General features: G+C 67.1%; 11 protein-coding genes. 3 read left to right on the forward strand and 8 right to left on the reverse strand.

The window, feature by feature from the left end; genetic code table 11:
• The first annotated feature begins 17 nt into the window (after window positions 1-17).
• Genes C0R07_RS06435 through C0R07_RS06445 form a run of 3 tightly spaced genes read left to right on the forward strand, consistent with a single transcriptional unit; the run spans window position 18 to window position 3,248 of the window.
• Entirely contained in the window at window positions 18-1,313 is a 1,296-nt protein-coding gene (locus tag C0R07_RS06435) for a carbohydrate porin (protein ID WP_102788446.1), read from the forward strand.
• Window positions 1,314-1,336: 23 nt separating this feature from the next.
• On the forward strand, window positions 1,337-2,359 hold the full coding sequence (locus C0R07_RS06440; RefSeq protein WP_019182929.1) for an amidohydrolase family protein: 1,023 nt from the start codon (window positions 1,337-1,339) through the stop codon (window positions 2,357-2,359).
• A gap of 1 nt (window position 2,360) precedes the next feature.
• Window positions 2,361-3,248 (forward strand): amidohydrolase family protein, encoded by an 888-nt coding sequence (locus tag C0R07_RS06445; protein WP_070472829.1) that lies wholly within the window; start codon window positions 2,361-2,363, stop codon window positions 3,246-3,248.
• Between the two features lie 23 nt (window positions 3,249-3,271).
• Here C0R07_RS06445 and C0R07_RS06450 read toward each other — a convergent pair whose 3' ends face one another.
• From C0R07_RS06450 to C0R07_RS06485, 8 genes are all read right to left on the reverse strand, one after another.
• Window positions 3,272-4,342, reverse strand: a complete 1,071-nt coding sequence (locus C0R07_RS06450; protein WP_070427310.1) for a protein-glutamate methylesterase/protein-glutamine glutaminase — start codon at window positions 4,340-4,342, stop codon at window positions 3,272-3,274.
• Window positions 4,339-4,935 carry a chemoreceptor glutamine deamidase CheD gene (cheD, locus tag C0R07_RS06455; protein WP_019182926.1) on the reverse strand — a complete coding sequence of 199 codons (597 nt, stop codon included), beginning with the start codon at window positions 4,933-4,935 and terminating at the stop codon, window positions 4,339-4,341. The genes C0R07_RS06450 and cheD overlap by 4 nt, the downstream gene beginning before the upstream one ends.
• Window positions 4,932-5,792 carry a CheR family methyltransferase gene (locus C0R07_RS06460; protein ID WP_019182925.1) on the reverse strand — a complete coding sequence of 287 codons (861 nt, stop codon included), beginning with the start codon at window positions 5,790-5,792 and terminating at the stop codon, window positions 4,932-4,934. The genes cheD and C0R07_RS06460 overlap by 4 nt, the downstream gene beginning before the upstream one ends.
• A gap of 53 nt (window positions 5,793-5,845) precedes the next feature.
• On the reverse strand, window positions 5,846-8,119 hold the full coding sequence (locus C0R07_RS06465; protein WP_102788447.1) for a methyl-accepting chemotaxis protein: 2,274 nt from the start codon (window positions 8,117-8,119) through the stop codon (window positions 5,846-5,848).
• A gap of 180 nt (window positions 8,120-8,299) precedes the next feature.
• Entirely contained in the window at window positions 8,300-10,660 is a 2,361-nt protein-coding gene (locus C0R07_RS06470) for a methyl-accepting chemotaxis protein (protein WP_102788448.1), read from the reverse strand.
• A 96-nt stretch (window positions 10,661-10,756) separates the two neighbouring features.
• Window positions 10,757-11,140: a hypothetical protein gene (locus C0R07_RS06475; protein WP_019182922.1), complete on the reverse strand. Its 384-nt coding sequence runs from the start codon at window positions 11,138-11,140 to the stop codon at window positions 10,757-10,759.
• A gap of 173 nt (window positions 11,141-11,313) precedes the next feature.
• On the reverse strand, window positions 11,314-11,805 hold the full coding sequence (locus tag C0R07_RS06480; RefSeq protein ID WP_019182921.1) for a chemotaxis protein CheW: 492 nt from the start codon (window positions 11,803-11,805) through the stop codon (window positions 11,314-11,316).
• A gap of 159 nt (window positions 11,806-11,964) precedes the next feature.
• Complete coding sequence (locus tag C0R07_RS06485) at window positions 11,965-12,744, reverse strand: flagellar brake protein (protein WP_046273421.1); 780 nt, start codon at window positions 12,742-12,744, stop codon at window positions 11,965-11,967.
• Window positions 12,745-12,819 lie beyond the last annotated feature (75 nt).

Below are 12,819 nucleotides of genomic sequence, written 5' to 3' on the forward strand. Positions count from 1 at the left end.
GCGCACAGGAGGCGCTTGTGTCCCGTTTCTCCCGCAACACTCTTTCCCTGCTGGTGGCTGCCAGCCTGGCGGCGCCGGCGTTCGCCGCGTCCTCTGCAACCCAGGGCGGTCTGCCTGATGGCGTCGATCTCACGCTGGACCTGGTCGGCAACGTCGCCTCCAATCCGGTCGGCGGTGTCGAGCAGGGCACCGAAGGCTCGTACTGGGTGATGGCCCAGTCCAAGCTGGATCTGGACACGCTGTGGGGTATCCACAACACCGAGGTCGACGCGCAGTGGGCCTGGTTCGCCGGCCGCAACCTGGCACGCGAGAAGATCGGCAATTCGATCAGTGCCCAGCAGACCTGGCGGCCGGTGGCCGGCGGGCGCCTGACCCGCCTGACCCTGCGCCACCGCTTCGACAACGGCCTGAGCATCATCGCCGGGCGCGCCCCGGTGAACAGCTACTTCAACAGCTCCGCGCTCAACTGCGTGTTCATGAGCAACGCGATGTGCCTGACCCCGTATGGGGCGATCACCGACCTGGGCATCACCGCCTACCCGAACGCGTCCTGGGCCGGGATCGTGCGCTACGACGTGAACGAGCGCTGGTATGCGCAGGCTGGCGCGTTCGACTACAACAACGAGTTGAACAAGGCTGGCAAGAACGGCCTGGACTTTTCGGTGGGCGAGGGCACCGGCACCATCACCGCCTATGAAGTGGGTTACCAGACCAGCTTCGCCAATGACCGCCTGCCACGGACCTACCGGCTGGGCATGTACCGCAACAGCGATGGGGGCAAGAGCTCCTACTACGACGCCGACGGCAACTCCGCGGCGCTGACCGGCAGACCGACCGCCGTGCAGGACGGTGCGCGGGCGGGCGGGTATGCGATGGCCGACCAGACCGTCTGGCGTGGCGAAGGCAAGCGCAACCTCGCACTGTTCGCACGGGCATACGTGAACACGGGCAACGAAGCACCGATCGATACCTTCTTCTCGGCCGGCTTCGTCAAGACCGGTACCTTCGCCGGCCGCGAGCAGGACACGCTGGCGATGTTCGTCTCCAACACCCATTTCAGCGATGAACAGATCGACTTCCTGCGCGACCGGCGCACCCGAAACGGCGGTAGCGGGGCTCCTCATGCGGACGAAATCATCGCCGAACTCAGCTATGGCTGGGCCGTGCACAAGGGGATCCGCGTGATGCCCAACCTGCAGTACGTCATCAACCCCGACCCCATCTACGCGCCGACCCGCACCACCGACATCCCCGGTGCGCTGATCGTCGGGCTGCGCGTGGACATCCACTTCGCCCAGCTGTTCGGCTGGTGATTCCTCCGCCACGAGGCCCTTGCATGATCATCGACTGCCACGGTCACTACACGACCGCCCCCGCCAGCCACGACGCCTTCCGCAAACAGCAGATCGCGCACTACAACGATCCCTCGCTGCCTGTGCCGGTCTATCCGGACATCAGCGATGCGGAACTGCGCCAGAGCGTGGAGGGCAACCAGCTGCGCCTGCTGCGCGAGCGCGGTGCGGACATGACCATCTTTTCCCCCCGCGCCAGCACGATGGCCCACCACATCGGCGATGAACGGGTCAGCGCCGAGTGGACCCGCCGCTGCAACGACCTGATCGCCCGCGTGGTGGCGCTCTATCCGGAAACCTTCATCGGCGTGTGCCAGCTGCCGCAGTCGCCTGGCGTACCGATCGCCCACTCCATTGCCGAGCTGGAGCGCTGCGTCAACGAACTGGGCTTCGTCGGCTGCAACCTCAACCCCGACCCGTCCGGCGGACACTGGACCGGCCTGCCGCTGACCGACCGCGCCTGGTATCCGTTCTTCGAGAAAATGGTGGAACTGGACGTGCCGGCGATGGTGCACGTCTCGGGCAGCTGCAATGCCAACTTCCATGCCACCGGCGCGCACTACCTCAATGCCGATACCACGGCGTTCATGCAGTTCCTGCAGGGCGACCTGTTCCGTGACTTCCCCGACCTGCGCTTCATCATCCCGCATGGCGGCGGCGCGGTGCCCTACCACTGGGGGCGCTTCCGCGGGCTGGCCGACATGCTGGGCAAGCCGCCGCTGAACGAGCACGTGATGAAGAACGTGTTCTTCGATACCTGCGTCTATCATCAGCCGGGCATCGATCTGCTGTTCAAGGTCATCGACATCGACAACATCCTGTTCGGCTCGGAAATGGTGGGCGCGGTGCGGGGCATTGATCCGGAGACCGGGCAGTTCTTCGACGACACGCTGCGCTACGTGAACGCGCTGGGCCTGTCCGAAGGCGACCGTTACAAGGTTTGCGAAGGCAACGCGCGGCGCGTCTACCCGCGCCTGGATGCACAGCTGAAGGCAAGGGGTCTGTGAGATGACGACGTTCGTGAAAGACGCTGACTGGCTGGATTTCTGCCCTGACCCGAGCGTGCCCGGTTTCGTGCCGCCGCCCGGGGCGGTGGATGCGCATTGCCACGTGTTCGGCCCGGGCGACCGGTTTCCGTATGCCCCCGAGCGCAAGTACACCCCGTGCGATGCAGGAAAGGACCAGTTGTTCGCGCTGCGCGACCGGCTGGGTTTCGAGCGCAGCGTGATCGTCCAGGCCACCTGCCACGGCGCCGACAACAGCGCCCTGGTCGACGCCCTGCGCAGCGCGGAAGGCCGCGCCCGTGGCGTGGCGACCGTGCGTGACAGCGTGACCGATGCCGAGCTGCAAGCGCTGCACGAAGCTGGCGTGCGCGGGGTTCGCTTCAACTTCGTCAAGCGGCTGGTCGACCCCAAGCCGGATGCCTACTACCGCGCGATCATCGAGCGCATCGCGCCGCTGGGCTGGCACGTGGTTGTCTACTTCGAGGCGGCCGACCTGGCCGAACGCTGGGACTTTTTCACCTCGTTGCCGACCACCGTGGTGGTGGACCATATGGGCCGCCCGGACGTCACCCAACCGGTGGATGGCCCGGCGTTCCAGCAGTTCGTGCGGCTGATGGCCGAGCACCCGAATGTGTGGAGCAAGGTGAGCTGCCCGGAGCGTCTGTCACGGAGCGGCCCGCCGACCTACGACGACGTGGTGCCGTTCGCCCGGCATCTGGTGGAGCGCTTCCCCGATCGCGTGCTGTGGGGCACGGACTGGCCGCACCCGAACCTGAAATCGCATATGCCCGATGACGGCGCGCTGGTGGATGTCATTCCCCGGATCGCGCCGACCGCCGAGCTGCAGCGCAAGCTGCTGGTGGACAACCCGATGCGGTTGTACTGGGCATAGGGCCAGCAGGCGGTCCGTCGGGGTCAGCTGCGCGCCAACGCCATCAAGCGCTCGGCGATCCGCTCCAGCGGCACCATTTCCTCGGCCGCGCCGATCCTCACCGCGCTGCCGGGCATGCCCCAGACCACGCTGGTGGCCTCGTCCTGCACCAGGGTCGGGGCGCCGGCATTGCGCAGGTCCAGCAGGCCGCGGGCGCCGTCGTCGCCCATGCCGGTCAGGATGGCGCCGATGGCGTTGGCCCCGGCACTTTCGGCCACCGAGCGGAACAGCACATCGACCGCCGGCTTGTGGCGGTTGATCGGGGGGCCATCGTCGATCCGGCAGCGCCAGCGGGCACCGTCGCGGATCACGCGCAGGTGCTTGCCGCCAGGGGGCAGGTAGGCGTGGCCGGGCAGCACCGCTTCACCGTCAGTGGCCTCGCGCACCGACATCGCCGAATGGCGGTCCAGTCGCTCGGCGAAGGGCGTGCTGAACTGCGCCGGCAGATGCTGGGTCATCACCACCGCCGGGGCGTCGGCCGGCAGGCCCTCCAGCACCACGCGCAGGGCTTCGGTACCCCCGGCCGAGGCACCAATGGCGATCAGGCGGTCGGTGGTGCGGAACTGGATGGAGCGGGGCACGGCCACGGGCGCAACGGCATCAAGCGTGATGCGCGGCGGGTTCGGCCGCGACAGGGGCCGCACGCGCGAGCGCGCGGCCATCTTGACCTTGGCGATGATCTCCTCGGCGTAGCCCTGCAGGCCGCGGGCGACGTCGAGCTTGGGCTTGGAGACGAAGTCCACCGCGCCCAGCGCCAGCGCCTGCAGGGTGGTGTCGGCACCGCGCTCGGTCAGCGAGGAAATCATCACCACCGGCAGGGGGTGCAGGCGCATCAGGTTTTCCAGGAAGGCCAGCCCGTCCATGCGCGGCATTTCCACGTCCAGCGTGATCACATCCGGCGCCAGGCGCTTGATCTTCTCGCGCGCCAGCAGCGGATCGGCCGCGGTGCCGACCACCTCGATACCGGGATCGCTGGCGAGGATCTCGCTGAGCATCTGGCGCACGACCGCCGAGTCGTCGACGATCAGGACCTTGCAGGGCACACCGTGGCTCATTCGAACAGCTCCACGCCACCGGTGACGGGGGCTTTGGACAGGCGGGCGCGCACGGCCGATTCGGTCGCGGCCACTTCGGCTTCGTGGGCGTGCGGCAGTCGCTGCACCACCACGCGCCCGGTATCGGCGAAGAACCACACCTTGCGCGGGTGGATGCCGCACAGGTCCTCGGCGATGATCGGGATGTGCTCGGCCTGCAGGTACTGGCGGACGAACTCGGCGTTGCGGGTGCCGACCGGATTGCTGGTGAATCCCTTGAGCACGTTGGCACCGCCGAACACTTTGGCCTCCAGGCGCTTGCGGTGGGCGCCGCGCTTGAGCAGGTCGTTGATCAGCAGTTCCATGGCATAGCTGCCGTAGCGTGCAGGCGCGCCATCACCGACGTTGCCCTCGGGCAGCAGGAAGTGGTTCATCCCGCCGATCTTGAGCACCGGGTCGCGCAGGCAGGCGGCCACGCAGGAGCCCAGGGTGGTGGTCAACGCGGTGGCGTCGTCCACGGCCAGGTACTGGGTCGGCAGCAGCTTGGCTGCGGTGACCTGGAAGCGGCTGTCGAAGTACCGCATCACCTCGTCGTTGCGGATCGGCAGACTCATGCCGGCGCTCCCGGCGCGCGTTTGTACAGCGTGCGGCCACAGGGCTGGATCAGGTCGGCGGCGTGCAGGTAGTTCTCCGAGTGACCGGTGTAGAGCAGGCCGTCATCGCCCATGTGCTGGATGAGCCGCGAGAGGATGCCGCGCTGGGTGGGTTTGTCGAAGTAGATCATCACGTTGCGGCAGAACAGGGCATCGAACGGGCCGCCAACGTCGTAACGGGTGGCGAGCAGGTTGAGCGGGCGGTAGTCGATCAGGTCGCGCAGCGCGGGGTTGACCCGGCAGTGACCTTCGTTGGGACCGGTGCCGCGCTGGAAGTAGCGCTTGCGGATCGCCGGATCCAGCCCGGCGACGCGGTCGATCGCGTAGACGCCACGGCTGGCGGTGGCCAGCACCTGGGTGTCCACGTCGGTGGCCAGGATGCGCACCGGCGGCTTGAGCGTGCCGAAGGTCTCGCAGGCGGTGATCGCCATCGAGTAGGGCTCCTCACCGGTGGAGGCCGCGCACGACCACAGCTGCAGCGTGCCCTGGCCGGCGCGCAGGCGCAGTTCCTCGGCCAGCTTCTCGAAGTGGTGCGGCTCGCGGAAGAAGGCGGTCAGGTTGGTGGTGAGCGCATTGGTGAACGCCTGCCATTCGTCGCCGCCGTGGGCTTCAAGCTGGTCCAGGTACTCGCTGAAACTGCGCATGCCCAGCGCCCGCAGCCGGCGCGACAGCCGGCCGTAGACCATGTCGCGCTTGGCCGGCGCCAGCGAAATGCCGACCCGCTGGTAGATCAGTTCGCAGACGCGGCGGAAGTCGCGGTCGGCGAACTCGAATTCGCGAGCGTTCGGTGAAGCGGCGTTGGCGGGGGGCGTGGACACGGGCGGACTCGCAGGGGAAGGGGATGCGGCGACCGGGTGATCGCCGCGGGCACTCAGAACTCTTGCCAGTTGCCGTCATCGGCCGGCGTGCTGCGCGCGGGACGCATCGGCGTGGCGGCACGCGGGGCCGCCGGCGTTGGGCGGCTGGCGGGACGCACCGGCGGCATCCCGGCAACCGCGCGGGCGGTGACCGCGCTGACGGCCTGCGCGACATGGTCGTCCAGGCGGAAGATGGCCACGGCATCGGCCAGCTGGGTGGCCTGTTCTTCCATCGCGCGGGCGGCAGCCGTGGCTTCTTCCACCAGGGCGGCGTTCTGCTGGGTGGTCTCGTCCATCTGCACCACGGTCTGGTTGACCTGGTCGATGCCGGCGGACTGCTCCTGCGAGGCCGCCGAGATCTCGGCCATGATGTCGGTCACGCGCTGCACCGAGGCGACGATCTCGCCCATGGTCGCGCCGGCCTGGTTGACCAGCTGCGAGCCTTCGGCGACCTTGCCGACCGAGTCGTCGATCAGGCCCTTGATCTCCTTGGCCGCGCCCGCCGAGCGCTGGGCCAGGGTGCGCACTTCGGAGGCGACCACGGCAAAACCACGTCCCTGTTCCCCGGCACGTGCCGCCTCCACCGCGGCGTTCAGCGCCAGGATGTTGGTCTGGAAGGCGATGCCGTCGATGACCGAGATGATCTCGGCAATCTTCTTCGAGGAGGTCTGGATCGCGGCCATGGTGGTGACCACTTCGCCGACGACATGGCCCCCCTGGGTGGCGACGGTATGTGCGCCGATCGCGAGCTGGTTGGCCTGGCGCGCGTGCTCGGCGTTCTGGCGCACGGTGGAGGTGAGTTCCTCCATCGATGCGGCGGTCTCTTCCAGGTTGGCGGCCTGCTGCTCGGTACGGCGCGAGAGATCGCTGTTGCCGGTGGCGATTTCGCCGGCGGCGAGGTTGATGCTGCCGGCGGCCTCCTGGATCTGGCCGACGATCTGGGTCAGCTGCGCGACGGTGGCGTTGGCATCGTCGCGCATGGTGGCGAACACGCCCTGGAAGTCACCGTGCATGCGCGCGGTCAGATCACCCTCGGCGATCGCCGAGAGCAGCTGGGAGAGCTTGCCCAGGTTGTCATCGCTGACCTGCATCATCGCGTTGAGGTGGCCGATCATCCGGCGGAAATCGTGATCGAAGCGGGCGGTGTCGCCACGCTGGCTGAAATCGCCGGCGGCGGCCGCCGCGGCCAGGCGCTGGATCTCGCCGTTGATGTTGCCCAGGTTCTGCTTGACCGCATCCACGGTGGCGGTGATGGCGGCCTTCTCACCGGGGTAGCGCGCGATGTCCGCGCTGAGGTCGCCCTGCGCGTAGCGCTGCACCACCGCCAGCACCGCATCCATGGTCTGCACGTGTGCGCCGACCAGGGTATTGGTTTCATGCACCATCAGGCCGTACTCACCGGGGAAGGCGGTTTCGTCCATGCGGTAGCCGGTGCTGCCGGCATCGTGGCGGCGGGCCATCTCGCGCTGGCCGCTGATCACCGCATGCAGCTGTTCCTGCATGCGCGCCATGCTTTCCAGCAGGCGGCCGGGCTCGTCGTGCGCCTGCTCGCCGATGCGGCTGTCCAGCTTGCCGCGGGCGATGCTTTCGGCCACGTGCGTGGCCTGGCGCAGGGGCAGGGTGATGCGATTGCCGATCAGCCAGCTCAGCCCCAGCACGATCAACACCACGGCGCCGCCACTGGCGGTCATCACGGCCGTGAAGGCCAATGCGTCGGACTGCACGTCATCCATGTACACGCCGCTGGTGATGACCCACTGCCACGGGGCGTACATGCCGGCGTAGGTGACCTTCTCGATCAGGGCGTCATTGCCGGGCTTGGTGGTCTTGTAATACGTGTAGCCGCCCCCGGTCCTGGCCATGTCGACCTGCTGCAGATAGATCGGCACGCCGTCCTTGGAGGTGTAGTCCTTCTGCACCTTGCCCACGCGGTCACGCGCGAAGGGGTGCATCAACAGGGTGTAGTCGGTGCCGAGCACGTTGTAGTACGCGCTGTCATTGTCGGCACGCATCACGTCCAGCGCCTGCAACGCCGCTGCCTTGGCAGCCTCTTCGGTCAGCTCGCCGGAACTGGCCAGTCGGGTGTAGTGCGCCAGGATGCCGTAGCTGAGTTCAACCTGGGTCTTCAGCGCTTCCTTGCGGGTTTCGGCAAGGTCCAGGTACTGCATGCGGGCAGCAATGATCGCCAGCGCGATCACGCCGACGGCGATGAGTGCGGTCAGCAGGTTGAGCTTGCGCCTGACGGACAGGTTGGAGAAGGACTGGTTCCAGCGGCTGAGTAGATTCATGGGCAGGGGTCTTTGATCGACAGACATGTCGCGGCAATGCTGTTATCGGCCGCAGGTCGCCACGATTGAGTCCGCTCGACTGAGCGTATTCAGGTTGCGGGCGGCGCCGCAGTGGAACGCGCAGAAAAAAGGCCCCGATGCGCATGCATCGGGGCCTTTCCGCGTGGTGCGTGGCGGGGCTTAGAACTCCTGCCAGTCGCCGTCGGCCAGTTCGGTGGCCACTGGGCGCGAGGCCGGGCGACGTACCGCGGCCTGCGCCAGCGGTGCACGCACGGCGCGCGGCGGTGCGGCCACGACCGGCGCCGGGGCGATCTCCTGCTCGTCGAGCTTGAAGATGGACACCGCGTCGGTCAGGTGACCGGCCTGTTCTTCCATGGCGCGGGCAGCGGCGGTGGCTTCTTCCACCAGCGCGGCGTTCTGCTGGGTGGTCTCATCCATCTGCACGACGGTCTGGTTGACCTGCTCGATGCCGGCCGACTGTTCCTGCGAAGCCGCGGAAATCTCGGCCATGATGTCGGTCACGCGCTGCACCGAGGCGACGATTTCGCCCATGGTGGCGCCGGCCTTCTGTACCAGCGCCGAGCCATCGTTGACCTTGCCGACGGAGTCGTCGATCAGGCCCTTGATCTCCTTGGCCGCGCCGGCCGAGCGCTGGGCCAGGGTGCGCACCTCGGAGGCGACGACCGCAAAGCCACGCCCCTGCTCGCCGGCACGTGCCGCTTCCACCGCGGCATTCAGCGCCAGGATGTTGGTCTGGAAGGCGATGCCATCGATGACCGAGATGATCTCGGCGATCTTCTTGGACGAGGTCTGGATCGCACTCATGGTGGTCACCACCTGGCCGACCACATCACCGCCCTGGGAGGCGACGCTGTGTGCGCCGATGGCGAGCTGGTTGGCCTGGCGGGCGTGCTCGGCGTTCTGGCGCACGGTAGAGGTCAGCTCCTCCATCGATGCGGCGGTTTCTTCCAGGTTGGCGGCCTGCTGCTCGGTGCGGCGCGACAGGTCGCTGTTGCCGGTGGCGATCTCGCTGGCGGCCGAGTTGATCTGCTGGCTGGAGTGCTTGATCCGGGTGACGATGCCGCTGAGCTGTTCGGCGGTGGCGTTGGCATCGTCGCGCATCCGGGCGAACACGCCCTGGAAGTCGCCGTGCATGCGCACCGTCAGGTCGCCCTGCGAGAGCGAGGCGAGCAGGTTGGAGACCTGTTCGATGCTGGCCGAGTTGGCATCCAGCAGACCGTTGAGCTGCTGGGCCAGCTGCAGGAAGAAGCCTTCCTTGCCGTCGCTGTCGATGCGGCCGGAGAGGTCGCCGGCCGCTGCCTGGGCGATCACGCGGGCAACTTCGGCTTCCACCAGGGCTTCAGGGGTACGGTCGCGCCATTCGATGACGTGGCCGACGGTCTCGCCCTGCTCGTTGGCGATGGAGGAGATCACCTGGGCGAACTGGGCCTGGCCGAACTGCATCGGGCGGCGGCTGACGCCATGCTGCTGCAGTTGGGCCAAGGTCTTGGGATCGATTTCGCTGCCATGTTCCAGCGCGGCGGCCGACTTGCCGATCAGCGAGGCGGCGGCGTCGAAGTCCGGCAGGTCCTTGCGGATGTCGGCTTCGTACTGGCTCAGGGTCTGCTGCAGGGCGCGGTTGCTGTAGACGATGGTGTGGTGGGCATCGGTCAGGTAGACGCCGGTGGAGCTGTAATCCAGCGCGGTACGGATGCGCAGGTTCTCGCGGGCGATGGCCTGGTCGGTTTCGGTGCGCTCGCGCAGATCGCGCTGCATGCGCTGCATGGCCTGCAGCAGATCGCCCACTTCATCCTTGCGGCTGACGTCGATATGGCCGTCCAGCTTGCCGCTGGCGACATCGTTGGCGACCGAGACCGCGCCGCGCATGCTGCCCACCAGCGAACGGGCAAACAGATACACCAGCACCAGGCCCAGGGCGGCGCCGCCCAGCAGGGTGATGACGGTCAGCGTGGCGGAGGCGGCGTAGGTGGATTCGGCTTCCTCGCGGGAGGCGCGTGCGAGACGGTTGTCTTCAGCAATCAGCGCTTCGAGCGCCGCCGAGGCCTTGCGATGCTTGGCGCGGGTTTCGCCGACGAAGGTGTCCACGGCATCGTCGGGCAGGTCCAGCTCGAGCATTTCGGTAACGGCGTCGTAGGACGCCAGCGAATCGGTCCAATCCTTGGCGAAGGTGTCAAACAGCTTCTTCTGCTGGGGATTGTCGATCAGCGCGGGGTATTTCTTGATCGAGGCGTCGATCTGGGTGCGAAGCTCCGCGGCGCGGGCCTTGGCTTCGGCCTTGACGTCATCGCTGGCGCGGATGAGGCCCTGGTAGGCGGAGTTGCGGTACTCGCCGACCATGCCACGCAGCTCACCGGCGGTGCGGATGCTGTCCATCCGGGGGCCGGCCAGTTCGGTGGTGACGTTGTTGAGTGAGTGCAGGCCACGATAGGCCACGATGCCCTGCAGCAGCATCACCAGCAGGAGGACGCCGAAAGTCAGCATCAACTTGGGCATCAGTTTGAGGTTGTTGATCCAAGGCATGGCAGGTGCGGTCTCCAGTGGCAAACGCGTCCGGCCGTCGGGGCCGGTTGCAGCGACCACGCCGGCCAGGGCCGGCGTGGCAGGGCGAACGGGCAGTTACTTGATGTTGGCCAGCTTCAGGCCGGCCGGCGAGCTGACTTCGATTTCAGCACGCGAGGCATCGCGGGCGATCTTGCCGATCACGCAGACGGTCTTGCCTTCCAGCGATTCCAGCGGGAAGCTGAACTTGTCGCGGTTGGCGCCGGCGATGCGGGCCGAGAAGGTGTGGCGCGGGAAGGCGCCGCCCATGTACAGGAAGGTCGGCTGGCCTTCGGAGCCTTCGGCGTAGCGGGCCTTTTCGACCTTGCCGCAGACCATGCCGTCCTTGCCGACCGAGCGCGGTGCCAGTTCCGGCGGAATCATTTCACCGGACTGGGCGAATGCAGTGGAGGCGGAAGAGGCGATCACGGCGACCGAGAACAGGGCAAGCAGGGACTTCATCGGGAAAATTCTCCGGGGATATGGGCAAGGTGGCCCGGCCATGGGCGATCCAGTGCAGCCGGGTTCTGAAACCAGCTATCGGCCGGTCAGGGGGGAACTGAAGCAATTTTTTCGACGGTGGCCGTTGCAGACGGCGGCAGCGGCGTGACTGCCGCTTTTCTGTGACGGATGTCTCAGGCGGCGACGTCGTCGATGACCGCTGCCTGGCCCATGTCGGCGCTGTCGAGCAGGGTTTCGATATCCAGCAGGATCAGCATGCGGTCGTCCTGGGTGCCGATGCCGGAGATGAAGCGGGTATCGACGGCGGCGCCGAATTCGGGGGTCGGGCGGATCTGGTCGGCGGCGAGCGGGATGACGTCGGAGACACTGTCCACGACGATGCCGACGACGCGGTCTTCGACGTTGAGGACGATCATCACGGTGAAGGCATCGTAGGTGGCATTTTCCAGGCGCAGTTTGAGGCGCAGGTCGATGACGGGGACGATGGTGCCGCGCAGGTTGATGACGCCTTTGATGTAATCCGGGGCATCGGGCACGCGGGTGACGGAGTCGTAGCCGCGGATTTCCTGGACTTTGAGGATGTCCACGCCGTAGTGCTCGGCGCCGAGGGTGAAGCTGAGGTACTCGCCGCCGTCGCTGGCGGCGTTGCTGTTCTTGTCGTTCATCGAGGGGTCCTGGGTCGGGCGTAGCGGTCGAAAAACCGGGGGTCACGCTGGATATCGGCCTGCCCGGGGGCGACTTTAGCTTCCACCCACCCAAACCCTGCCTTCAGTCGGGACCATGAGCCGCAGGGATGCGGCGACGCCATGCCGTTGAAGCAGCGATCAACTCTCCCCGTTCTTCCGCGCACTCCGCTGCCGGTCGATACGGAAGATGTAGCGCTGGATCGCGCTGTCGCCGCCGCGCGGGAGGTCGTCGAAGCGCATGCCGATCCGCTTCATCTCCGCCCCGTTGGGCAGTCTGAGCGCCAACTGGTTGCAGACGATCAGCGAGACGTGCAGCGGGCTGCCGTCGGGGAGGTCGAGCCGGGCGGCGTAGCGTTTCTGCAGGGAGAACACGTTGCAGTCCACCGGCACCGTGACGGCCAGGCCACCGCCGCTGATGTCGACCACGCGCAGCTGGAGCGCTTCGCTGCGATCTTCGTTGACCGGGAACTGCAGGTGCGGGGAATCGGTGATCGGCGTTTCCAGCCGGTACAGTTCGCGGCGTTGCAGATGCACCAGTTCCTGCGGGAACGGCACGCGGAAGGCAACATGGCCTTCGTTGCGCACGCGCTCCAGCCCGTCCAGGCGAAAGCGGACCATCACCCGGTCCAGCTGGGCGAAGCAGAGCAGGTGGCCGGCGTCCTCGGCGGCGCGATTGGAGGGCTCGGACGGGCTGCCGTCGAGCAGCAGCCAGTCGTCGTCTTCGTCCAGCTCCAGGACGGCCGTGGGGAAGGACTGGTCACGGCCGCCGAGATGGGCGTTGATCAACGAACGCTGGTCGATCAGCGCCTGCAGCAACTGCCGGATCTGGCGGGGGTTGCGGACCAGGTACCTGTCATCCGTGGCATCGTCGTGGATGCCATGGGGGCGGTCGTGTGCGTCGAGGCTGCCTTCGGACATGGAATCTGCTGGGTTGGGCGGGTGCCGGCAGGCGTAGATGCCGGGGCTCTGTCCGTTTATCGGCAGTAGTTCACA

The sequence above is a fragment of the Stenotrophomonas bentonitica genome (genome assembly GCF_002887735.1).
In the GTDB taxonomy this organism is placed as follows: Bacteria; Pseudomonadota; Gammaproteobacteria; order Xanthomonadales; family Xanthomonadaceae; genus Stenotrophomonas; species Stenotrophomonas bentonitica_A.